This is a genomic window from Microbacterium sp. NPDC058021 (assembly GCF_042885955.1).
GTDB lineage: Bacteria > Actinomycetota > Actinomycetes > Actinomycetales > Microbacteriaceae > Microbacterium.
The window spans coordinates 222,930-246,041 of sequence record NZ_JBHVRF010000006.1 but is presented as its reverse complement, the minus strand read 5'-3'; the positions used below and the strand labels follow the sequence as shown (position 1 = coordinate 246,041).

The following is a 23,112-nucleotide window of genomic DNA, read 5'->3' as shown; positions in this document are numbered from 1 at the left end:
GCTTACTCCGAGGGTAAGGCAGGCCCCCGACACCACCGGACATCACCGTGCACGTCGGGTGAATATTCCATAACGTTCTGGTCACGCACCCCGCGTGGTGTCCACCGTTCGGGGGACAAACGGCGGATGCCCGCCCCTCGAGTGAGGAACGGGCATCCGGACAGCGCTCAGGCGAGCAGGTCGAGATCAGCTCTCGACGGTGACCTCTGCGCCCTCGGCGGCGACCTCAGCGGTCTCCTCCACGACGGGCTCGAGCGACAGCTTGCCGCGGTCGTCGATCTTCGTGATCTTGACGAGGATCTTCTGACCGACGTTGAGGACGTCTTCGACGTTCTCGACACGCTTGCCACCGGCGAGCTTGCGCACCTCGCTGATGTGCAGCAGACCGTCCTTGCCGGGCAGCAGCGACACGAAGGCGCCGAACGCGGCGAGCTTCACGACGGTGCCGAGGAACTGCTCGCCGACCTCCGGGTTGGTGGGGTTGGCGATCGCGTTCACCTGGGCACGGGCGGCCTCGGCGGCGGGGCCGTCGGTCGCGCCGATGTAGACGGTGCCGTCCTCCTCGATGGAGATCTGCGCGCCGGTCTCATCCTGGATGGCGTTGATCGTCTTGCCCTTGGGGCCGATCAGCTCGCCGATCTTGTCGACCGGGATCTGCACGCTGATCACGCGCGGAGCGGTCGGCGCCATCTCGTCGGGGCCGTCGATCGCGGCGTTGAGCACGTTCAGGATCGTCATACGAGCGTCCTTGGCCTGCTGCAGCGCGGCCGAGAGCACCGACGACGGGATGCCGTCGAGCTTCGTGTCGAGCTGGATCGCCGTGACGAACTCGCTCGTGCCGGCGACCTTGAAGTCCATGTCGCCCAGCGCATCTTCGGCACCCAGGATGTCGGTCAGCGCCGCGTAGCGGGTCTGACCGTCGACCTCATCGGTGACCAGACCCATCGCGATGCCGGCGACGGGGGCGCGCAGCGGCACACCCGCGTTCAGCAGCGACAGGGTCGACGCGCACACCGAGCCCATCGACGTCGAGCCGTTGGAGCTCAGCGCCTCGGAGACCTGGCGGATGGCGTACGGGAACTCCTCGCGGCTGGGCAGCACCGGCGCGAGGGCGCGCTCGGCGAGGAAGCCGTGCCCGATCTCGCGACGCTTCGGGCTGCCGACACGGCCGGTCTCACCGGTCGAGTAGGGCGGGAAGTTGTAGTGGTGCATGTACCGCTTGCTGGTCGTGGGCGACAGCGAGTCGATCTGCTGCTCCATCTTCAGCATGTTCAGCGTGGTGACACCCAGGATCTGGGTCTCGCCGCGCTGGAAGATCGCCGAACCGTGCACGCGCGGGATGACCTGCACCTCGGCGTCCAGCGGACGGATGTCCGCCAGGCCACGACCGTCCATGCGCACACCCTCGGCGAGGATGCGGCCGCGGACGATCTTCTTCGTGACGGACTTGTACGCCGCCGCGAACTCCAGCGGAGCCGCTGCGGGCAGCTCGCCGGCCTCGGTCGCGGCGATCAGCTCGGCCTTGACGCGGTCCTTGAGCTCGTCGTCGGCGTTCTGACGCTCCTGCTTGTCGGCGATCTGGTAGATCGGGACGAGCGAGTCGTACGCGCGACCGGCGACGAAGTCGTAGGTCTCCTGGCTGTAGGGCAGGAAGACCGGGAACTGCTTGATCTCCTTCGCGGCGGTGTTGGCCACCACGTTCTGCGCGCCGACGAGCTCCTTGATGAAGGGCTTGGCCGCTTCCAGACCCTGCGCGACGACGTCTTCGCTGGGCTTGGTGGCGCCGGCCTTGATGAGGTTCCAGCTGTTCTCGGTGGCCTCGGCCTCGACCATCATGATCGCGACGTCGCCGTCGGGCAGCACACGGCCGGCCACGATGAGGTCGAACACGGCCTCCTCGAGCTGCTCGGCCTTGGGGAACGCGATCCACTGGTCGGGGTGCTCGCCGTGACCGGGCATGAGCGCGAGGCGGACACCGGCGATCGGGCCGGAGAACGGCAGGCCGGAGATCTGGGTCGACAGCGATGCCGCGTTGATCGCGAGCGCGTCGTAGAACTCGCCCGGGGCGATCGAGAGGATCGTCACGACGATCTGCACCTCGTTGCGCAGGCCCTCGACGAACGAGGGGCGCAGCGGGCGGTCGATGAGACGGCAGACGAGGATCGCCTCGGTGGAGGGGCGGCCCTCGCGGCGGAAGAACGAGCCGGGGATCTTGCCCGCGGCGTACGAGCGCTCTTCGACGTCGACGGTCAGCGGGAAGAAGTCGAAGCCCTCACGAGGGTGCTTGCCGGCGCTGGTGGCCGACAGGAGCATCGTCTCCTCGTCGAGGTAGGCGGCGACGGCGCCCTGCGCCTGCTGGGCGAGGCGGCCGGTTTCGAAGCGAACGGTGCGGGTGCCGAAGCGTCCATTGTCGAGAACGGCTTCGGCGGCAGTGATTTCAGGACCTTCCAAGAGGTCTCTCCTTCTTTGTTTAGACTCGCACGCGCGTTTCGCGCACGAGATCGTGCGAAGGAGCAGGAACAGGCAGATATAGGCGTGCGGATCGACCGCGAAACCGCCTGCGCTGGCCACCAGTGGAAAGCCACCGTCCGCTCGGACGGGGACCCACCACAGGGGACCAGCTTCCTGCCGGCCTGCTCCCTGAGCTCAGTATTCGATTGAGCGGATGCCACAGGGCACCCAGCTGGAGCCTATCAGCCCGCCCTGTGCGCGAGACACGCCTGGTCCGGCCCGGGATCCGGCGCTTATGGTGGGATCCATGAGCACCCCTGACAAGCCCGCCGACGCGGCATCCGAGGAGATGAAGCGCAAGTTCAAGGACGCGCTGGAGAAGAAGAACGCACAGCACCGCAAGGGAGAGGCGCACCTCGACGCCGACTCCGCCGTGCACGGCGCCCACGCACCGGCCGCCCACAAGCGCGAGTTCCGCCGCAAGAGCGGCTGAGCCCGCCTGCCATCCGCGAAACGGGTGCCGCCGGGCGATGCTCGGCGGCACCCGTTTTCTAGCGGGGCTGGACCGCGTACGGCTTCTCGGCCAGCCGGTGCTGGAACTGCAGGATCGCGGGGTTGCGCACCTCACCGCCGCTGATCTCGATGGCCCGCGAGATGGTCTCGTCCTGCGACCACGCAGCGGGACCGGCCATGACGGTGGGCAGGAATCCCAGCAGCGCCTCGCTGATCTCCCAGCTGGCGGAGTTCCACAGGTACGACGGGCTGTGGTCCACCGCGTAGTAGTTGATGTTGCCGCCGACGGTGAACATCGGGTCGGCGAAACCCGTCGGCCGGGCCCACTCGAAGCCCATCCCCTCGTCGCAGGAGACGTCCACGATCAGGCTGCCGGCGCGGAAGGCGGCGAGGTCGTCGGTCCGCAGATACAGCAGCGGCCGATTCGGGTCCTGCAGCGTGCAGTTGACGACGATGTCACTCTCGGCCAGGAACGGCGCCAGCGGCACTCTGCCCTCGTCGGTGATGACTTCGCTGACGTAGGGGCCGTCGTGGTCGAACTGGCTGATCTTCGTCGCGTGGATGGGGGCGGCCACCGAGGCGGCTGCGCGGTTGGTGAGCACCCGCACGTCGTGCACGCCGTGCGCCCGCAGCGCCGTGACCGCACCGCGTGCCGTCGCGCCGAAGCCGATCACCACGGCGGTGAGCCGCCGCCCGTAGTCGCCGGTGGAGCCGCACAGTTGCAGTGCGTGCAGCACCGAGCTGTACCCGGCGATCTCGTTGTTCTTGTGGAACACGTGCAGACCGAACGTGCCGTCACCGCCCCAGTGGTTCATCGCCTCGAACGCGATGGTCGTGAGGGATCTGTCGAGGGCGAGCTGGGTCATCGTCTCGTCCTGCACGAGGTGCGGCCAGCCCCACAGGACCTGTCCGTCGCGCATCTGTCGCAGGTCGTCGTGCTGCGGCTTGGGCAGCAGCACCACGTCGGCGGCGGCGAAGAGCTCCGCCCGATCGAGCAGCCCGCCCACGAGGGGCCGCAGCTGCTGGTCCGCAACGCCGAAGCGCTCACCGTAGCCGGTCTCCAGCAGCACGTGCGGCCGCAACTCGTCGGGGAGGCGTTCCAGGTGCCCCGGATGCAGCGGCACGCGCCGCTCGTGCGGCTTGAGCGACGTCGCGACGACGCCGAGGGTGAGCGGATGCTGCGCGGTCATGGTCGGCCTCGTCCCATTTCGCGGCCCGTTGGACCCCGTGGTCCCGACGCTATCAGGGTCGTAGCGCCGCCCGGCCGGCCCTACTCCCCCGCCAGCCCTCCCAGCAGGTGCCCGAAGGAGCGTCCCTCGCCCAGGTAGTGGGCGGGATCGAACGGGTCGGCGGATGCCGCGGGCTGCCGCCGTGCGATGGCTTCGGCGAACTCGCGCGCTGCTCGTTCCACGCGGGCCGCGAGCGGTGCAACCTCGTCGGCGTGGGCACCCCAGTCGCTCGAGGCGGCGAACACGCCCGTGGACACCGGCTCGGCGTGCAGGTAGGTGAACAGCGGCCGGATGGCGTAATCGAGGGCGAGCGAGTGCCGCGGCGTGCCCGCGTTCGCGCCGATCAGCACCGGCATCCCGGTGAGCGCGTCGGGGTCGAGGATGTCGATGAATGACTTGAACAGTCCCGAGTAGCTCGTGGAGAAGATGGGCGTCACGGCGATGAGGCCGTCGGCGGAGACCACCGTGTTCACCGCCGTCTCCAGCGCCGGCGGCGCGAAGCCGGTGAGCAGGTTGTTGGTGATGTCGTGAGCGAGGTCGCGCAGCTCGACGACGTCGATGCGCACGTCCTCGCCCCGGGGGGCGAGCTCGCGCTCGGTCGCCGCGGCGAGCCGGTCGGCGAGCATGCGCGTCGAGGAGGGGTTGGACAGCCCCGCCGAGACGACGGCGATGCGACGGGCGCTCACCGGGAGCCTCCGCCCAGGCCGAAGGCGGAGCCGGCCGGTGCCGGCGCGTCCTGGTACGGCGACGGACCACTGAGGTTGTCGCCGCGATTGGCCCGCGGCGTGGCCGCACGCGGTGTCCCGTCGCCGTAGGTCGCCGCGACGAGCGCGGCGTGGGTGGGCGCGTCGGGCACCTCGGCGGGGCGGTCCTTCGCGAACTCGCGGCGCAGCACCGGCACCACCTCGCCGCCCAGCAGATCGAGCTGCTCGAGCACGGTCTTCAGCGGGAGCCCGGCGTGGTCCATGAGGAACAGCTGCCGCTGGTAGTCGCCGAACATCTCGCGCATGCCGGCGTAGCGGTCGATGACCTGCTGCGGCGAGCCGACGGTCAGCGGGGTCATCTCGCTGAAGTCCTCCAGCGACGGGCCGTGGCCGTACACCGGCGCGTTGTCGAAGTACGGACGGAACTGCGCGACGGCATCCTGCGACTTCTTCGCCATGAACGCCTGACCGCCCAGGCCCACGATCGCCTGCTCGGGGCTGCCGTGGCCGTAGTGGGCGTAGCGCTGTCGGTACAGCGCGATCAGGCGCTGGTAGTGCTCGGCGGGCCAGAAGATGTTGTTGGCGAAGAACCCGTCGCCGTAGTAGGCCGCCTGCTCGGCGATCTCGGGCGTGCGGATCGAGCCGTGCCAGACGAACGGGGCCACGCCGTCGAGCGGCCGCGGCGTGGAGGTGAAGCCCTGCAGCGGGGTGCGGAATTGGCCCTCCCAGTCCACGACGTCCTCGCGCCACAGCTTGTGCAGCAGCGCGTAGTTCTCGATCGCGAGCGGCAGGCCCTGACGGATGTCCTTGCCGAACCACGGGTAGACGGGTCCGGTGTTGCCGCGGCCGAGCATGAGGTCCATGCGTCCGCCCGAGACGTGCTGCAGCATCGCGTAGTCCTCGGCGATCTTCACCGGGTCGTTCGTGGTGATGAGCGTCGTCGCGGTCGACAGGATGAGTCGCTCGGTGCGTGCGGCGATGTAGGCCAGGGTCGTCGTGGGCGAGGACGACCAGAACGGCGGGTTGTGGTGCTCGCCCAGGGCGAAGACATCGAGCCCGACCTGCTCGGCGTGCTCGGCGATCGTGATCGTCGCGCGGATGCGCTCCGCCTCACTGGGGGTCTGCCCCGTCGTCGGGTCCTGCGTGATGTCGCTGACGGTGAAGATGCCGAACTGCATCCCCGGCCAGGTGGGCGTCTGGTCCACGGTCCTTCTCCACTCCCGGATGCCACCGCATCCGTTTTCATGCAAATGAATGTATCTGGTGAAACGCAGACATACTCAGGGTATTCCCGCAACCTCGGGAAGCGAGGGTGTTGCGCGGGTAATGTGACTGCGATGAACGAGGCGGCACCGGCCAATCCCCACCCGACCCGACCGCCGCGCACCGGGCCCCACGCCCGCCCGAAGCAGCGCGTGCCGTTTTGGGACAACGCCCGCTTTGCGTGCATCGTGCTGGTGGTGCTGGGCCACGCCGTGCAGCGCCTCACCTACGACTCCGACATCGCCGCGTCGCTGTACCTCGTCGTCTACGCCTTCCACATGCCGGCGTTCGCGATCATCTCCGGCTACTTCTCGAAGTCGGGCACCCCCAACCAGCGCCAGATGGCCCGCGTGATCACCGACATCATCGTGCCGTACCTCATCTTCGAGGGACTGTGGACGCTGACGAAGTGGCTCGTCGAGGGACGAGCCAACCCCAACCCGACCGAGCCGTCGTGGACGCTGTGGTTCCTGCTCGCCCTCGGCATCTTCCGGCTCGTCCTGCCCTACCTCGCGCTGCTGAAGTGGCCGCTCGCGTGGACCCTCGCCATCTCGCTCGGGGCGGGGTACCTCCCCAACATCGACTCGACCTTCTCGCTGTCGCGCACCCTCGGTCTGCTCTTCTTCTTCACTCTCGGCTGGTGGCTGCGCGACCGCGACGTCGTCGCGCGATTCGACCTGCTGCGGCCTCGGTCGTGGTGGCTCGTGGCCGGCGCCGGCGGCGTGATCGCCCTGGCGGGATGGGCGGCATGGTTCTACCTCGACCTCTGGGAGTCGATGAACCTGCGCACGTGGCTGTTCTACGACTCCGGCTACGCCGCGCTCGGCGCGACGGCGTGGTGGGCCGGTGGCGTGCGACTCGTGCTCATGGCCACGGCTCTTCTCCTGTCCGCCGCGTTCTTCGCCCTCATCCCGCGGCGCGACCGTTGGTGGACGCACTTCGGCCAGTACACGATGTACGTCTACCTGCTGCATTCGTTCGTGCTGTACCCGTTCCGCGAGTCCGGCGTCATGCGTCAGCTCGACCCCACCTGGTTCTGGCTGCCCACCGTGGCGATCGTCTCCGTGCTGATCGCTCTGGGCTTGGCGACCAAGCCGGTGCGCACGGTGTTCCGCCGCCTCATCGAGCCGCGGCCGCGGTGGCTGTTCGCCGATCCGACCCTCGCCCAGCGCGAGGGCCACGGCAGCGACCCCACAGGGTCGCGCCGCACGTCCGAGACCCCGCGGCGCGTCGCGACACACTGACCCGCGCCGCCGCCACCGGGTCGGGCGCCCTTCGGCGCGCACCGGAATCAGGCCCGATCAGGGCTTGCGCACGCTGCGCACACCCCCCTATGTTAACGACCAATCACATTCGTCCTGGATGGACTGAACGTGCGTGAGCGGCTTCGACGATGTTGTCGCGGCGAGGTCCATCCCCCTCCGGGAAGCAGGTGCCCTCGTGCCCGAAATGAACCGACGCTCCGTCTTGACACTGGGGGCGGCCCTCGGCCTCGCCGGCGTCGCCGCCCCGAACGCCGCCGGCGCCGCGAGCGCGGCCTGGTCGTGGCCGGCGGCGAGATCCGTGCTCGGCACCGGCAGCGGCACCGACCCGCAGTGGGTGTGGGACGACGACATCGACCGCATCATGGCCTCGGTCATCACGAGCGGCCAGGTGCCCGCCGTCAACAGCGCGCTCCTGCCCTGGGTGAACAACAACCACCCGGTGCCCGCGGGCCTGCCGCCGGAGCTTGCGGGCTTCCTGCAGCAGTCGGCACAGCTCCCGTCGTGGGCCGACAGGGCCAAGCTCCGGCTCGCGGCGGACTTCAACCGCCGCAAGGACCTCTACCTCTTCGTCATCTACGGCATCGGCGGCGGCATCATGAGCACCGTCATCCCCCGCGAGGCGAAGTCGGTGTACTGGTCCAAAGGCGGCGCCGACATGCAGGACCGCGCCGCGAAGACGTTCACGTTCGGGTACGACCTCAGCGATCTCAACGCCTTCGAGCCGTCGGGGCAGATGATCGTCACCGGCAACAAGACCCGCCTGGTGCACGCCGCGGTGCGTCACTACCTCCCGCAGTCGCCGTATTGGAAGGCCGTCGCCGACGAGACCATCCCCATCAGCAATGCCGACATCCTGGTCACGTTCCACAGCACCGGCACCTTCGCCCACAAGAAGATGAAGGAGTGGGGCATCCGCATGACCGCCGCCGACGAGGCGGCGTTCCTGCACTCGTGGCAGGTGGCGCTGCATCTGCTGGGTGTGCGCGACGAGTACATCCCGGCCACGTGGGCCGACGCCCACGCCCAGTCCGCCCAGATCCTCACGCCGATCCTCTCGTGGACGCCGGAGGGTCAGGAGCTGGCCGAGGTGCTGCTGGGGTTGACGGCGCAGATCGACCTGGGTGTGACCCGCGGCTTCCTCAACGAGTTCGTGAGGTACCAGCTGGGCAACGAGGTGGGCGACTGGCTGGGCCTGAAGCGCGATTACGTGTCGGCCGCGACCATCCGCACCGCCTGGCCCACCTACATCGCGTTCCGCGAGGGGCTGATCCCGGTGATGCCGGTGACGTTCCGCATGTTCGACAAGTTCGTCAAGGCGCTGGCGATGGCGTTCCTCAACAAGGGCGCGTCGGGCACGACGACGCCCATCACCATCCCCGACATGAACCGTCCGGGCGTCTAGGACCGGACGCGCTGCGGGCAGCGCCCGCAGAAACCACGAGGGCCGCCCCACACCCGGGGCGGCCCTCAAGAAGTTCTGCGCGATTGAACGCTGGCAGCGATGCCTTAGCGGCGGAGTCCGAGACGCTCGATCAGCGAGCGGTAGCGCGCGATGTCGATGTCCTGGAGGTAGCCGAGCAGACGGCGGCGCTGACCGACGAGCAGGAACAGCCCACGACGCGAGTGGTGGTCGTGCTTGTGCTCCTTGAGGTGCTCGGTGAGGTCCTTGATGCGCTGCGTCAGCATCGCGACCTGCACCTCGGGGGATCCGGTGTCACCGGGGTGCGTCGCGTACTCTTCGATGATCGCCTTCTTGACGTCTGCTTCCAGTGCCATAGGTGATCCCCTCTCTTCTCGTTGCGCGGCGCCCGACGCCTGATGCGAGGGCTCTCTTTATCCGCGGCCGATCTAACGGCAACCTCGAAAGTCTACCAGTGCCATCGCCGGGCGGGCGACCGCAGGCATCCGGTCGTTCGTCGGCGGATTCCGGTCGTCGCATCCGCCACCCGGCTGCGCCGTCGATGGCCGGGTCTAGAGTCACGACGTGACCACCGCCCCCATTCCGCCCGCCGCCGCCCCGGCGGCCGCGTCCCCCGGAGCCGCGCTGCGCCAGCCGGCCACGGCGGTGCTCACCGTGCAGTTCGTGCTCACCGGCATCATCTGGGGGTCGAGCTTCCTGTTCATGAAGGTCGCCCTCGAGGGCATCTCCCCCGCCCAGGTGGTGTGGTCACGGCTCGTGCTCGGCGCACTCACGCTCGGCATCTTCGTGGCCCTCCGACGGGACCGCCTCCCCCGCAGGATCCGGGTCTGGGTGCACATGACGGTGCTTGCGGTGTCGTTCTGCGTCGTGCCGTTCCTGCTGTTCTCCTGGGCGCAGCAGCACGTCACCTCCGGCCTTGCGAGCATCTACAACGCCACCACGCCGATCATGACGGCCGTCATGGCGTGGGCGGTGTTCCGCGTCGAACGCCTCAAGCCCGCGCAGATCGCCGGCATCCTCGTGGGTGTTGCGGGGGTCATGGTGATCATCGCGCCGTGGCAGGGGCTCGATCTGTCGCAGAGCCTCGTCGCGCAGCTGGCGATCCTCGGAGCGACGGCCTGCTACGGGTTCAGCCTCGCGTACATGCGCCGGTTCGTCTCCGACACCGGCATGAGCGCGCTGGTGTTCTCGTTCCTCAACATCGGCATCGCCGCGGTCATCATGGTGGCACTCACGCCGTTCGTGGCGCTGTCGCCGGTGCGGCTGGATGCGTGGATCGCGCTGAGCCTCATCGCCCTCGGCTGCTTCGGCACCGGCATCGCGTACATCTGGAACCAGAACGTGCTGCGCGCCTGGGGTCCGACCCGCGCCTCGACGGTCACGTACATCACGCCGGTGGTGGGGGTCGCCCTCGGCATCGTGCTGCTGGGCGAGCATCTCAGCTGGAACGAGCCCGCCGGTGCGCTGCTGGTGTTCGTCGGCATCCTCCTCGCGCAGGATCGCCTGCGCCCGCGCCGACGCGCCGAGGCGGATGCCGCGGCGGCCGATGCGGCCGGCGGCATCCGCCCGGGGTTCAGGCCTGCAGCGAGCCCTGAAGGTCCAGCGTGATGGTGACGTCCTTGCCGACCAGCACGCCGCCGGTCTCGAGCGCGGCGTTCCAGACCAGACCGAAGTCCTCGCGGTTGATGACGGTCTTGGCCGTCGCGCCGGCCTTGTAATTGCCCCACGGGTCCGAGCCGAAGCCGCCGAACTCGACCGTGAACGTGACGGGGCGGGTGATGCCGCGGATCGTCAGGTCGCCGTCGACGAGGAAGTCGCCGTCCTCGAGGCGCACACCGGTCGAGACGAAGGTCAGGGTGGGGTGGTTCTCGGCGTCGAAGAACTCCGCCGAACGCAGGTGGGCGTCGCGGCCCTCGTCCTTGGTGTTGACCGATGCGACGTCGGCGGTCGCCTCGACGCGGGCCTCGAGCGGGTTCTCCGGGGCGAAGATGGTGCCGCCCTTGACGTCGAACGTGCCGCGCACCTTCGAGATCATCATGTGGCGCACGCTGAACGACACCTCGCTGTGCGAGGGGTCGAGCACCCAGGTGCCGGGCTTGTAGCCGGGGATCTCGGTCGTGGCGATCGTCGCTTCGGTCATGTCTTCCTCCATCGGGGGGCCGGAACGTCCGGCGGTCTGCAAGGGGTCAACGACCGGAAGCAAAACTCTATTCCGATGAATGCAGATTGCCTCAGGATTTCTTGGAGGTGCCCGCCTCGAGGATCGACACGATGGAGAACAGCGTGAAGCACACCGCCCCGAGTCCGGTGAGCACGCGCGCGGGGATGAAGAAGTTCGGATCGGTCGTCGCAGCCTCCGCCAGGAACGCGGCGAAGAACAGGCACGCGAGGCAGGTGAACACGGGGATGAGCGGCACCCGGTTCGCCAGGGCGAACTCGCGCCGCCACACCGAGGCGAGCAGGAACACCTTGGAGATGATGCTGAAGCAGATCATGCCGAGCCCGAGCAGGATGCAGCCGGGCGCGATGCGCTCCGGCCGGTCGGACCCCAGCAGCACGAACAAGCCCCAGACGAACGTGAGCGTGCCCATGAACAGCACCCACAGTGCCCAGTACCACCGCTCCGGCTCGTCGAAGTCGTTGCGCACCTGCCGCACGACGGTCGCCACGAGGGCGATCAGGCTCGAGCAGATCGCGGCCAGCCCCAGCATCACGTGCCCGGCGATGTAGTGGTCGGGCTGGGACGCGCCGGTGAGCAGCACGATCGCCCAGATCGCGGCGATGAGCGTAGCCGCCGCCGGCACGGCGATCAACGCCCACCCGGCAGCGGCACCGTAGACCTCGGCGGGAGGGCCGTCCTCGTGACGACCCGCGGAGTTGCGCGAAATGCGCGTGAAAGCGCTCGACGCGGTGCCGACGGTCGACACGCACGCCGCGATGAGCCCGACGCCGAACACGACGTGGCCCGCGACGAACGCGTCGGCGGCGGCGCTGGATCCGCGCAGCCACAGCCCCCAGCCCATGGTGACGGCCGCCACGGTGTATCCGAGGATCGGCAGGACGAACTTCCACGCCGGCGCGAACGTGTTCGTGAGCTGACGGATGATCATCGCGGCCGTGGTGAACAGGGCGATGCAGATGGCCGTGAGGGAGATGAGCACGTGACCGGCGACGAAGTGACCGGCGTCCGTGCCACCGGACAGCACGTACCACCCGAACCCCAGACACACCGCGCCCATGAGCAGCGGAATGGCGCGGAACAGGATGCTCATTCCGTAGTTCATGCGACGCGTCCTCCCGGTGCGGCCCTCGTCCCAGTGCAGGGCCCTCAACGTAGGGCGGTGTCTCGCCGGCCACAAGAGGGTCCCCAGGACGCCGAGAGGGGCGGATGCCGCGGCATCCGCCCCTCTCGGGTGCAAGGGAGTGTCGGGTTCAGCCGACGGCGAGCAGGTCGATGATGAAGACGAGCGTCTTGCCACCGAGGAAGTGCCCACCGGCCGGGCCGTAGGCCAGGTGCGGCGGGATGATGAGCTCACGACGGCCGCCGACCTTCATGCCCGGGATGCCGTCCTGCCAGCCCTGGATGAGGCCGCGCAGCGGGAACTGGATGCTCTCGCCACGACCCCACGACGAGTCGAACTCCTCGCCGCTGTCGTACTCCACACCGGCGTAGTGGACCGTGACGGTGTCGCCGGGCTTGGCCTCGGCTCCATCGCCCACGATGATGTCGCGGATGACGAGTTCGGACGGCGCGGGTCCGGTCGGCGCGTCGAACTCAGGCTTGGTGCGGTTGTCAGTCATGGTCCCATTCAAACCCGCCGCGCCCGGCCCGGTCAACGCGAGGGCGATCCTTGACACCCCGAGGCGCTCGAGAGGATGATGAGAGCAGATCAACTCAGCGCCCGGGAGTCACGCAGGCATCGCCGCGGCACCGGGCGTTGAGTTGGCGCACAGGGCCTCATCCGCCGCGTGAAGACACGGCGTGGGGCCCTTCGTGCGTCACCGCCCGAACAGCGCCGCCCGCGCCGCCACCGCCCGTGTGAGGAAGACGCGTTCGTCCTCGCTCGCGTGCGGATCGCGGCCGGACAGGGCGCGCTCGCGGGCCGCGGCGAGCGCCGTGGCATCCGTGATGAACGCCTTCATCGTTGCGGTGCGATCGCCGGGCAGTGTGCGCGCCCAGGCCAGCGCGCGGCGCCGGCCGGCCGACGTGGCGAGCATGTCGACTTCGCCCGCGCTGAACCAGCCCGCCGCGGCGTACTCCCCCAGCCGGGTGCGGGTCAGCCGCGCCTCTTCACGGCGCAGCAGCACGACGCCGATGATGAACAGCACGAACAGCGGCACCTGCAGCGTCACATACAGCGCGAAGAAGTCGGCGAACACGGCAGAACCGTTCCACACGGCGTGCAGGACGGCGGCGCCCGCCATACCCGCCAGCCATGCCGGCATCGCGGCCGACGCCGAGGCGCCCCTCCGGGCGGCGCGCCCCAGCGCGTAGCCGGTGACCGCGGTGAACATGACGTGGGCGAACGGCGACAGGATGCCGCGGACGAAGAAGGTCACCGTCGTCTCGGCCACCCCGCCCTCGATGAGGCTCGTGGCGAAGTAGAGGATGTTCTCGGTGAAGGCGAACCCGGCGCCGACGAGTGCACCGTAGACGATGCCGTCCACGGGCCCGTCGAACGCTCGGCGGGCCAAGGCGAAGATGAGGAAGACACCGAGGCCCTTGGCCGCCTCCTCGACGATGGGGGCCTGCACGACCGACGAGAAGACGTCCCTCGCGGCCGAGCCGTCGCCGCCGATCACGAGGGTGATGCCGAGGTCGACCGCCAGGGATATCGCGACGGCGGCGATCGCACCCCACGCCACGGCGAGGATGACCAGCGACCGTGGCTCCGGCTCCCACCGGTCGGCGATGCGCACGGCCAGCAGCACCCCGACCAACGGCACGAGGGCCAGCAGCATGCCGAGGAGCGACGCCACCGTGCCGAGGAACGTGAGCAGGTAGGCCACGAGAGCCACCAGCAGCACGATCAGCAGACCCGCGATCCAGATCGGGGCGGAGCGCCCCTTGCGGCTGGGAACGGGCAGGACCGGCGGGGATGCCGGGGCGGGCGCGATGTCGGCCGGGTGCCCCGGGTGCGGCTGGGCCAACGCAGACGTGTACGACACGTCGCTCAGCCTAGAGTGCACGCGGCGGGCGTTCGGGCGGTCGCCGCCCGCTAGCCTGAAACGATGCGCTTCGCCCACGTGACCACTTCTGCGGGCGGCCCGCCCCGGCTGGCCGTCGTCCGCGACGACGAAGCCCTCATCACCGAGGACCTGTTCGCGGGTGCTCCGCGGCTGCTCGCCGACCTCATCGCCGGGGGCGACGACCTGCTCGCCCGGGTGCGGGAGGCGGCAGGCGCCGCGGACGGGTGGCATCCCCTGGCGGGACTCTCGTTCGCCTCCGCCGTCCTTGCACCCCCGGTGGTGCTCGCCATCGGGCTGAACTACGCCGCGCACTCGAGCGAACTGGGGCTCAAGGCCGACACCGCACCGACGGTGTTCGTGCTGTGGCCCAACTCCCTCACCGGCCACGAGGCCACCACGACCTGGCCGCGTTCGCTGAGCGAGTCCGTCGACTACGAGGCGGAGTTGGGGGTCATCATCGGCCGCCCCGCGAAGGACGTCTCGGTCGACGACGCACTCGACCACGTGTGGGGCTACACCGTGGTCAACGACATCACCGCGCGCGACATCCAGTTCTCGGAGGCCCAGTGGTCGCGCTGCAAGTCGTTCGACGGCTTCACCCCGACGGGCCCGTTCGTCGTCACCGCCGATGAGGTCGCCGATCCCCAGGATCTGCACATCTGGGCGGTCGTGGACGGTCAGACCGTGCAGGACGGCTCGACGGGCCAGATGATCCGCTCCGTCGCGACCCTCGTCTCGCACCTGTCCTCATCGGCGACGCTGCTGCCGGGCACCCTCATCTCCACCGGCAGTCCCGGCGGCGCCGGCTACTCCCGCGACCCGCAGATCTTCCTGCGCGACCGCTCGACGGTCACGGTCGGGATCGACGGCATCGGCTCGCTCACGACGCACTGCCGCATCAACGACTGACCCCCGCGCGCCGGAGCGAACGGGGGTCGGTCGGTGCGGCGTCAGCCGCGACGGTGCGTCACTCGCAGGTGATGACCTGCCCGTTGGTGAGCTCCCAGACGCCGGGGCCGAGCTCCAGGCACGCGCTCAGCATCGGCAGGACCAGGGCGAGCACCGCGATGGTCACGATGATCCCGGCGACCGTCAGCACGGCGCCCACGATGATGGCAGCCAGTGCCCAGCCGTTCTTGACCCCGGCCTTCTTGCTCTGCACGTACGCGACGATGCCGAGGATCAGACCGATCACCGACGCGAAGAAGCTCACTACGAAGGCGACGATGCCGAGCGTCTTGCCGGGGACGGGCCCCTGCGGGGCGCTCTGCTCGTAGGAGGGCGCGTTGCCGTAGGGCGGGGCGGCCGGCGGGTATCCGCCCTGCGGGTAGGTCGCCTGCGGGGCCGACGGGTACGCCGGGGGCGGTTCGTACGCTGCCGGAGGCTGGTACGACGGCTGCTCGGCGGCGTCGGGCTGGGCCGGGGGCTGCTGACCGGCGGGCGGGACCGGCGGCTGTGCGGGGTTCTGCGGGTCGGACATGTGTACTCCTCGTGTTCCGGACGTTCCCGGTCTCGTCAGACGCTATCGGTGTCGTCGCCGCAGCGACAACCTGGGCGGCTCAGCCTTCGACGATGCTGTCGGCGGGCTGCACGATCGGGATGGCGGCGGTGATGGCCTCGAGCCCCGACAGGCGCGCCGGCGAGAGCTGTTTGTCGACGTCTTCGCGGCTCATGAGCCCCGCCTCCACGACGAGGTCGCCCACGTTGTGCCCGGTCAGCAGAGCGGCTTTGGCGAGGGCCGCCGATGCCGCGTACCCGATGAAGGGCGTGAGGGCCGTGACGACGCCCACCGATGCGCCCACCATGGCACCGAGGCGCTCCCGGTTCGCGGTGATGCCGTCGACGCAGTTCACCCGGAGCGTCCGCATGGCGCGACGCATCCACGTGATCGACTGGAACAGCGAGTGGGCGATGATCGGCTCGAACGCGTTGAGCTGCAGCTGACCGCCCTCCACCGCCATCGTCACGGTGAGATCGGCACCGGCGACGGAGAAGGCGACCTGGTTGACGACCTCCGGGATCACCGGGTTGACCTTGCCCGGCATGATGCTGGAGCCGGCCTGGCGGGCAGGCAGGTTGATCTCGCCGAATCCCGCCTGCGGACCGCTGGAGAGAAGCCGCAGGTCGTTGCTGATCTTCGAGAGCTTGATGGCGTTGCGCTTGAGCGACGAGGAGAACGACATGAACGAGCCGGTGTCGCTCGTGGACTCGACGAGGTCGTCGGCCGTCTCGAGGTCCAGCCCCGTGATCTCCCTCAGGTGCCGCAGCACGGCGGCGCCGTAGTCGCGGTGCGTCGTGATGCCGGTGCCGATGGCCGTCGCGCCCATGTTGATCTCGTACAGCAGCGAGGCGTTCTCGGTGAGGCGCGCGTGGTCCTCCCCCAGCGTCGTGGCGAATCCGTGGAACTCCTGGCCGAGCGTCATCGGCACGGCATCCTGCAGCTGCGTGCGCCCGACCTTCAGCACATCGTGGAACTCCACCGCCTTGGCCAGGAACGATCGGCGCAGCAGGTCGAGTTCCTCCAGGAGCGTCCGCAGATCCAGCCCCAACCCCACCTTGATGGCCGTCGGGTAGACATCGTTGGTCGACTGGCTGCGGTTGGTGTGGTCGATGGGCGAGAGGTAGGCGTAGTCGCCCTTGGGGCGGCCGGCCATCTCGAGCGCGATATTGGTGATGACCTCGTTCGCGTTCATGTTGGTCGACGTGCCGGCGCCGCCCTGCACGACGCCCACGACGAACTGGTCGTGGAAGTCCCCGTCGATCACGCGCTGTGCGGCGCGGTCGATGAGGTCGGCGCGCTCCGGGTCGAGCACCCCGATCTCGAGGTTGGCACGGGCGGATGCCTGCTTGACCATCGCCAGCGCGCAGACGAGGTCGCGGTAGACCGAGATGGGGCGCAGCGACACCGGGAAGTTCTCCAGTGCGCGTGCGGTGTGGATCCCCCAGTACGCGTCGCCGGGGATCTCCAGCGACCCCAGGGAGTCGGTCTCGGTACGGGTGGTCGGGGTGTCGTCCAGTGACATGGTGCGTCCTCGTGGGTGCTCACAACGGCGTGAAAGGGATGCTCCGAGCCTACCCGCGCGCCGGCGTGCGACGGGACCGCGGGGCTAGCGCGCGGGCTTGCGGGAGAACACCTCGAGGCGCTCCTGCGCCGTGAGCGCCGCCATGCGCTCGGTCCACTCCGCGGAGAAGAAATCGCCGGTGGGGGCGTCGACGACGGGCACCACGGCATGGGTGATCGTGTCGTCGTAGACGTGCACGAGGTGGAAGGACTGCCCGGCATCCATGCCGTTGACCTCCTCCGGAGCGCGCTGCAGGTTCATCGTGTAGCAGGTGGCTGCGGCGACGCTCACCGGGACGCCGGCGAACATGCCGTGGGTGGAGTAGTGCAGGTGTCCGGCGAGGATGCCGCGCACGTCGGTGCCGGCGATGACCTCGGCCAGCTCCTCCTGGTGACGCAGCTCCAGGATGTCGAACAGCGGGATGTGGCTCGGCAGCGGCGGGTGGTGGAGGGCCAGGAGGGTGCCGAGCGGCGCCGGCTCCCGCAGCACCTGCCGGAGCCACTCCAGCTGACCGGCGTCGAGGTCGCCGTGATGCCAGCCGGGGACGGAGGAATCGAGGGCGACGAGCCGCAGGCCGCCCAGGTCCCAGACGCCCGTCACCGGCTCCTCGGTCGGATCCAGCCCCAGCAGATCGCGCCGCAGTTCCGGACGCTCGTCGTGGTTGCCCGCCACCCACACGACTGGCGCGCCGAGGCGCTCGGCGACCGGCTCGACGGCGGCGCGCACCGCACGGTATGCGTCGGGCTCGCCGAGGTCGGCGATGTCGCCGGTGAACACCAGCGCGTCGGGACGCACGCCGAGGCGCTCGACGGCGTCGAGGGTCGCGCGCAGGTTCGTCAGCGAGTCGAACCGCCCGCCCAGCATGCGATCGCCGCCGAGCAGGTGGGTGTCGCTGAGGTGGACGATGACGCGACGTGCCGGGGGGTGGCTGCCGAACTGCACAGGCTGCATGGGGGCGAGTCTAGGCGAGGGCACCGACGGCGCCGGTCGCCGCGACCGATGCGCTCAGTGGTTGAACACGATGAGCAGCAGCCCGCCGAGCACGGCCAGGGCGCACACCGCGAACGCTGCGTACGCCGCCACCAGCGCGATGCGCTTCTGCGTCTGGGTGAGCGGGTTGCGCTTGGCCGCCTTGGCGGCCGCCTTCGCGCTGCGCTTGGCCTGCTTCTCGGTGATCACCGTGATGGCGTCGGTGAACTCCGCGGGCGACACCACGGGAGCGTGTCCCGAGCGCACCAGCATCCGCAGCCCCACGGCGTAGAAGGTGACGACGACGACGGCACCGGCCATCGCGACGACGAACACCTGGAGGAAGGCGAGCCAGTCGATCGTGACGGTCATTTGCCGTTCCCTCCCTCGTCGGCGCGCACGCGGACCGCGGCATCCTTCTCGGCCTTCTCGGCGGCACGTGCCTGCTCGCGCGCCAGCTGACGCTGCCGGCGGGTGGGCGGCGGGTTGCGCTTGACCTTCACGGCGTGCCCCGAGTCGGCCACCCCGCTCATCGCGTTGGCGGAGGTCACCGCGTTGCGCCGGGAACGCAGGAAGATCGCGAGGATGATGGCCACAGCGGCCACCGCGCACACCAGCACGCCGACGACCTGGCCGAGCCACACGACCACGAGTGCGGCGAGCGCACCGACGAGGCCCGAGGCGGGCAGCGTCAGCAGCCAGCCGACCATGATGCGCCCGACGGTGCGCCAGCGCACGGTCGAGCCGCGGCGCCCCAGACCCGAGCCGATGACCGAGCCCGACGCGACCTGCGTCGTGGACAGGGCGAATCCCAGCGCGCTGGAGGCGAGGATCGTGGAGGCGGTGGAGGCCTCGGCCGAGAACCCCTGCGCGGGCTTGACATCGGTCAGGCCCTTGCCGAGCGTGCGGATGATGCGCCAGCCGCCCATGTAGGTGCCGAGCGCGATCGTCACGGCGCACGCGAAGATGACCCACGTCTGCGGCTGCGAGGAGGTCTGCCAGCCGACGGTGATGAGGGCCAGGGTGATGACGCCCATCGTCTTCTGCGCGTCGTTGGTGCCGTGCGCGAGCGCCACGAGCGAAGAGGTGAAGATCTGGCCCCAGCGGAAGCCGTCGCGGCCGTCGGGCTTGTTGTCATAGCGACGGGTCATCGCATAGGCGATCTTGGTGACGGTGAACGCGATGATGCCGGCCGTCAGCGGGGCGATGAGCGCGGGGAGCACGACCTTGGACATCACGACGCCCATGTCGATGGCCGCGGCGCTCGCACCGACCAGGGTCGCCCCGATGAGGCCGCCGAAGAGGGCGTGCGACGAACTGGAGGGAAGCCCCAGCAGCCACGTGAGCATGTTCCACGTGATCGCGCCGATCAGACCGGCGAAGATGATCGACGGGAAGATCGTCGCCGATATCTCGTCTTCGTGGATGATGCCGCCCGAGATCGTCTTGGCGACCTCGGTGGACAGGAACGCACCGACGAGGTTGAGGACGGCGGCCAGCAGCACCGCGGCCTTCGGCTTCAGCGCACCGGTCGCGATGGGCGTCGCCATCGCGTTGGCGGTGTCGTGAAACCCGTTGGTGAAGTCGAAGAACAGCGCCAGTACGATGACCAGCACGACGATGAGGGCTGCGGTTTCCACCGTTCGCTTTCCGTCGAGGGAAGGGGGAAGGGTGCCGACGAAATCGGCGTGCGAACGAAGAGTTCAGCGGGAGTTCGTGCTCCGTTAACCGGGCCGACAGAAATCCTCGCACATCACCGCGCGTGCTGTGGACCGTTTGGCCGGGTTCTTCCCGTACACACAGGCGCGCGTGACACGGGCGGCTACCGTATGAGGGTGACCGCCACCGCGCAGACGCCCGCAGACCCCACCGTTCCGCCCGCTCCCCCGGTCGCCGACAAGCGCCCCACGACCCGGACGCATCACGGCGACATCGTGACCGATCCGTACGAGTGGATGCGGGACAAGGATGCCGGCGAGGTGATCTCGCACCTCGAGGCGGAGAACGCCTACACCGCCGCGCGCACCGCGCACCTGGAGGGCCTGCGCGAGCAGATCTTCCAGGAGATCAAGGGCCGCACGCTCGAGTCCGACCTGTCGGTGCCGACCCGTCGCGGCCACTGGTGGTACTACGGACGCACCGTGGAAGGCAGCCAGTACGGCATCCAGTGCCGGGCTCCCCTGGCCTCCCCCGACGACTGGACGCCGCCGGTACTCTCCCCCGACGTCGCGGTGCCGGGCGAGCAGGTGCTGCTGGACGGCAACGTCGAGGCCGAGGGGCACGAGTTCTTCTCGCTGGGCAGCTTCGAGGTGTCCAACGACGGCACGACGCTGCTGTACGGCGTGGACGTGGCCGGCGACGAGCGGTACACGATCCGCGTGCGCGACCTCGCCAGCGGCGAGACCCTCGCCGACGAGATCCCCGACACGTTCGCCGGCGCCACCTTCTCCCCCGACGGCCGGTTCATCGTGTACACGACCGTCGATGACGCCTGGCGGCCCGACACGGTGTGGCTGCACGAGCTGGGGACCCCCGTCGCCGACGACGTGAAGCTCTTCCACGAGCCGGACGAGCGGTACTGGGTGGGCGCGGGCTTCACCCACAGCGACCGGTTCCTCATGATCGAGCTGGGTTCGTCGATCACCTCCGAGGAGTGGCTGCTGGATGCCGACGACCTGCGGGGCACCCCGCGGGTCGTGTGGCCGCGCCGCGAGGGCGTCGAGTACTCCTCCGAGCACGCCGTCGTCGGCGGCGAGGACGTGCTGTACATCCTGCACAACGACGGCGCGCTGGACTTCGAGCTCGTGCGCGTCGCGGCATCCGACCCCGCCGGCGCCCGCGAGAGCGTCATCGCCCATGAGCCGGGGCGGCGCCTGCTCGGGCTGTCGACCTTCCGCGACTGGGCGGTGGCCGGCTACCGCCGCGACGGACTCGAGCGCCTCGGCATGCTCGACTACGCCACCGGTGCCGTCAGCGAGCTCTCGTTCGACGAGCCGCTGTACAGCGTCGGCCTCGCCGGCAACCCGGAGTGGGCCCCGCCGCTGCTGCGGCTCGGGTACGGCTCGTTCGTGACGCCGGGCACCGTCTACGACTACGTCGTGGCCACCGGCGAACTGCTGCTGCGCAAGCGCCAGCCGGTGCTGGGCGGCTACGAGGCGTCGGACTACGCCCAGGAGCGGGTGTGGGCGACGGCTCAGGACGGCACCCAGGTGCCGGTGTCACTGGTGTGGAAGCGCTCGTTCGGCGCCCCTGTGATCGACGGCCCGCGGCCGGTGCACCTGTACGGCTACGGCTCGTACGAGCACTCGATCGACCCCGGCTTCTCCGTCGCGCGCCTGTCGCTGCTGGACCGCGGCGTCGTCTTCGCCGTCGCACACGTGCGCGGCGGTGGCGAGATGGGCCGGCAATGGTACGAAGACGGCAAGATGCTGCGCAAGCGCAACACCTTCACCGACTTCGTCGACGCGGCCCGTCACCTCGTCGACGTCGGGTACACCACCCCCGACCGCATCGTGGCCGAGGGCGGCTCGGCCGGTGGGCTGCTGATGGGCGCGGTCGCGAACCTCGCGCCGAAGCTGTTCGCCGGCATCCTGGCAAGCGTGCCGTTCGTCGACGCGCTGACGACGATCCTCGACCCGTCGCTGCCGCTGACGGTGATCGAGTGGGACGAGTGGGGCGACCCGCTGCACGACGCCGAGGTGTACGCGTACATGAAGTCGTACACGCCCTACGAGAACGTGCGCGAGGGCGTCACGTACCCCCGCATCCTCGCGGTGACGTCGCTCAACGACACCCGCGTGATGTACGTCGAGCCGGCCAAGTGGGTCGCGCAGCTGCGCCAGGTGGGTGCGGACGCGCTGCTGAAGTGCGAGCTGGTCGCCGGGCACGGCGGCGTCTCGGGGCGCTACAACTCGTGGCGCGAACGTGCGTTCGAGCTGGCCTGGGCGCTGGATGTCCTCGGCCTCGCCCCCGAAGCCGCCGAGTGAGCATTCGCAGCGCCGAGTGAGCATTCGCAGCGCCGAGTGAGCATTCGTCGCGGGGCGCGGCATCGTTCGACGTCCGGCCGCCTTCCGACAACAGGAGATCTCCCCGCAGCAGGACGATGCCGCGGCATCCGTCCTGTTTCCGCGAGATCTCCTGTGGCGGGGAGGCTTTCAGCGATGCCGACCCTGCGCGATCGCGGTCGAGAGGATGCCGGTGACCTGCTCGGGCTGGAACAGCACCTGGTAATAGTCGAACCGCAGCACCGTGTAGCCGAGCAGCACCAGCCGCGCGTCGGCTGCCAGGTCACGGCGCCGGTCACGTCCCTGGTGATGGGCGAAGCCGTCGAGCTGCACGACGAGGCGGTCGCCGATGAGGGCGTCCACGGGATGCCCGTCGATCCACACCTGCTGGCGGACCCCCACGCCGAGCGAGCGCGCAAGCAGCACGAACCGGGTCTCCACTCCCGAGTCGGACAGATCGGATGCCACCGCCGCCAGCGCCCGCGCGGCCTCGCCGCTCCAGCGGATGGCGGCGAGCATCCCGGGCGCGATCGCTCGCCGGCGGATGGCGGATTCCCACACGCACAGGGCGTCGGCCATCGGCTGGCACCGCGCGATGTGCGCGAGCACGTTCGGCAACGGGTCGACGAGATCCCGCGCACCGACCGGCGCCGGGCCTCGCGTCCAATGCAGCCGCACGCCCTCGGTGTCATGCCGTGACGAGGTCGAAGGCACAGCGAGGTGGATGTGCTCGTGCGTCGGCGTCCACAGCTGTGCGTGCGCGGCGGCGCTCACGCAGGTGAGTCGCCCGCCGACCTCCGCCGCCCGACGCAGCTCAGGCGCGCAACCGCGCGTGACCAGCCACGAGCGCCGCACCCGTTCGGCGGCGCCCTGCTGCACGGCGACGCGGATCGCGTGGGTCGTGAATCCGGCGGCCTTCAGCTGGCTCGAGTGCGCGGCGCCGCCGCGCGCGGCGAGCCAGGAGGAGAGTTCGGTGGGCGAGCGCATCCCGTCATGGTGCTCCGGCAGAGGGATGCCGGCGGGCGCAGACCCCCGGAATGTG

General features: G+C 69.6%; 21 protein-coding genes. 6 read left to right on the top strand and 15 right to left on the bottom strand.

Going from position 1 to position 23,112, the window contains the following annotated elements:
* Positions 1-186 precede the first annotated feature (186 nt).
* Entirely contained in the window at positions 187-2,451 is a 2,265-nt protein-coding gene (locus ACFVR6_RS14445; protein ID WP_386964221.1) for a polyribonucleotide nucleotidyltransferase, read from the bottom strand.
* Between the two features lie 307 nt (positions 2,452-2,758).
* Here ACFVR6_RS14445 and ACFVR6_RS14440 point away from each other — a divergent pair, with 307 nt between their 5' ends.
* On the top strand, positions 2,759-2,944 hold the full coding sequence (locus ACFVR6_RS14440; protein ID WP_386964219.1) for a DUF5302 domain-containing protein: 186 nt from the start codon (positions 2,759-2,761) through the stop codon (positions 2,942-2,944).
* Positions 2,945-3,002: 58 nt separating this feature from the next.
* Here the strand turns inward: ACFVR6_RS14440 and ACFVR6_RS14435 are convergent, their stop codons facing one another.
* From ACFVR6_RS14435 to ACFVR6_RS14425, 3 genes are all read right to left on the bottom strand, one after another.
* Complete coding sequence (locus tag ACFVR6_RS14435) at positions 3,003-4,154, bottom strand: N(5)-(carboxyethyl)ornithine synthase (protein ID WP_386964217.1); 1,152 nt, start codon at positions 4,152-4,154, stop codon at positions 3,003-3,005.
* A gap of 80 nt (positions 4,155-4,234) precedes the next feature.
* Positions 4,235-4,879, bottom strand: coding sequence for an FMN reductase (locus tag ACFVR6_RS14430; protein ID WP_386964215.1), 645 nt, complete (start codon positions 4,877-4,879; stop codon positions 4,235-4,237).
* Positions 4,876-6,075 (bottom strand): LLM class flavin-dependent oxidoreductase, encoded by a 1,200-nt coding sequence (locus ACFVR6_RS14425; RefSeq protein WP_386964376.1) that lies wholly within the window; start codon positions 6,073-6,075, stop codon positions 4,876-4,878. Before ACFVR6_RS14425 ends, ACFVR6_RS14430 begins: the two co-directional genes overlap by 4 nt.
* Before the next feature lie 159 nt (positions 6,076-6,234).
* Between ACFVR6_RS14425 and ACFVR6_RS14420 the strand changes: the two genes are divergently transcribed.
* Positions 6,235-7,404, top strand: coding sequence for an acyltransferase family protein (locus tag ACFVR6_RS14420; protein ID WP_386964213.1), 1,170 nt, complete (start codon positions 6,235-6,237; stop codon positions 7,402-7,404).
* Positions 7,405-7,609: 205 nt separating this feature from the next.
* A complete protein-coding gene (locus tag ACFVR6_RS14415) occupies positions 7,610-8,827 on the top strand; it encodes an oxygenase MpaB family protein (protein ID WP_386964211.1) in 1,218 nt (405 codons plus the stop codon).
* 104 nt (positions 8,828-8,931) lie between these two features.
* Here ACFVR6_RS14415 and rpsO read toward each other — a convergent pair whose 3' ends face one another.
* Positions 8,932-9,201 (bottom strand): 30S ribosomal protein S15, encoded by a 270-nt coding sequence (gene rpsO, locus ACFVR6_RS14410; RefSeq protein WP_017830938.1) that lies wholly within the window; start codon positions 9,199-9,201, stop codon positions 8,932-8,934.
* A 289-nt stretch (positions 9,202-9,490) separates the two neighbouring features.
* Here rpsO and ACFVR6_RS14405 point away from each other — a divergent pair, with 289 nt between their 5' ends.
* On the top strand, positions 9,491-10,453 hold the full coding sequence (locus ACFVR6_RS14405; RefSeq protein ID WP_386964374.1) for a DMT family transporter: 963 nt from the start codon (positions 9,491-9,493) through the stop codon (positions 10,451-10,453).
* On the opposite strand, the gene ACFVR6_RS14400 is transcribed toward ACFVR6_RS14405, so the two are convergent.
* From ACFVR6_RS14400 to ACFVR6_RS14385, 4 genes are all read right to left on the bottom strand, one after another.
* Positions 10,419-10,985 carry a YceI family protein gene (locus tag ACFVR6_RS14400; RefSeq protein ID WP_386964208.1) on the bottom strand — a complete coding sequence of 189 codons (567 nt, stop codon included), beginning with the start codon at positions 10,983-10,985 and terminating at the stop codon, positions 10,419-10,421. The two genes, ACFVR6_RS14405 and ACFVR6_RS14400, sit on opposite strands and share 35 nt — an antisense overlap.
* 91 nt (positions 10,986-11,076) lie before the next feature.
* Positions 11,077-12,117, bottom strand: coding sequence for a DUF2776 family protein (locus ACFVR6_RS14395; RefSeq protein ID WP_386964206.1), 1,041 nt, complete (start codon positions 12,115-12,117; stop codon positions 11,077-11,079).
* 160 nt (positions 12,118-12,277) lie between these two features.
* Positions 12,278-12,646, bottom strand: coding sequence for an FKBP-type peptidyl-prolyl cis-trans isomerase (locus ACFVR6_RS14390; RefSeq protein WP_386964204.1), 369 nt, complete (start codon positions 12,644-12,646; stop codon positions 12,278-12,280).
* Between the two features lie 198 nt (positions 12,647-12,844).
* A complete protein-coding gene (locus tag ACFVR6_RS14385; RefSeq protein ID WP_386964202.1) occupies positions 12,845-14,014 on the bottom strand; it encodes a PrsW family intramembrane metalloprotease in 1,170 nt (389 codons plus the stop codon).
* 63 nt (positions 14,015-14,077) lie between these two features.
* Here ACFVR6_RS14385 and ACFVR6_RS14380 point away from each other — a divergent pair, with 63 nt between their 5' ends.
* The gene (locus ACFVR6_RS14380) at positions 14,078-14,944 is read left to right on the top strand and encodes a fumarylacetoacetate hydrolase family protein (RefSeq protein WP_386964200.1); all 867 of its coding nucleotides are present in this window, start codon (positions 14,078-14,080) and stop codon (positions 14,942-14,944) included.
* A gap of 58 nt (positions 14,945-15,002) precedes the next feature.
* On the opposite strand, the gene ACFVR6_RS14375 is transcribed toward ACFVR6_RS14380, so the two are convergent.
* The 5 genes from ACFVR6_RS14375 to ACFVR6_RS14355 all read right to left on the bottom strand — a co-directional run bounded on the left by ACFVR6_RS14375 (position 15,003) and on the right by ACFVR6_RS14355 (position 19,706).
* Complete coding sequence (locus ACFVR6_RS14375; protein ID WP_386964198.1) at positions 15,003-15,515, bottom strand: DUF4190 domain-containing protein; 513 nt, start codon at positions 15,513-15,515, stop codon at positions 15,003-15,005.
* Between the two features lie 79 nt (positions 15,516-15,594).
* Positions 15,595-17,058 (bottom strand): aspartate ammonia-lyase, encoded by a 1,464-nt coding sequence (locus tag ACFVR6_RS14370; RefSeq protein ID WP_386964196.1) that lies wholly within the window; start codon positions 17,056-17,058, stop codon positions 15,595-15,597.
* A gap of 84 nt (positions 17,059-17,142) precedes the next feature.
* A complete protein-coding gene (locus ACFVR6_RS14365) occupies positions 17,143-18,048 on the bottom strand; it encodes a phosphodiesterase (RefSeq protein ID WP_386964194.1) in 906 nt (301 codons plus the stop codon).
* A 54-nt stretch (positions 18,049-18,102) separates the two neighbouring features.
* Complete coding sequence (locus ACFVR6_RS14360; RefSeq protein WP_386964192.1) at positions 18,103-18,438, bottom strand: peptidase; 336 nt, start codon at positions 18,436-18,438, stop codon at positions 18,103-18,105.
* On the bottom strand, positions 18,435-19,706 hold the full coding sequence (locus ACFVR6_RS14355) for an inorganic phosphate transporter (RefSeq protein WP_386964190.1): 1,272 nt from the start codon (positions 19,704-19,706) through the stop codon (positions 18,435-18,437). Before ACFVR6_RS14355 ends, ACFVR6_RS14360 begins: the two co-directional genes overlap by 4 nt.
* Positions 19,707-19,895: 189 nt before the next feature.
* Between ACFVR6_RS14355 and ACFVR6_RS14350 the strand changes: the two genes are divergently transcribed.
* Positions 19,896-22,052 carry a S9 family peptidase gene (locus tag ACFVR6_RS14350; RefSeq protein WP_386964188.1) on the top strand — a complete coding sequence of 719 codons (2,157 nt, stop codon included), beginning with the start codon at positions 19,896-19,898 and terminating at the stop codon, positions 22,050-22,052.
* A 168-nt stretch (positions 22,053-22,220) separates the two neighbouring features.
* On the opposite strand, the gene ACFVR6_RS14345 is transcribed toward ACFVR6_RS14350, so the two are convergent.
* The gene (locus tag ACFVR6_RS14345; RefSeq protein ID WP_386964186.1) at positions 22,221-23,057 is read right to left on the bottom strand and encodes an endonuclease domain-containing protein; all 837 of its coding nucleotides are present in this window, start codon (positions 23,055-23,057) and stop codon (positions 22,221-22,223) included.
* Between the last annotated feature and the right edge of the window lie 55 nt (positions 23,058-23,112).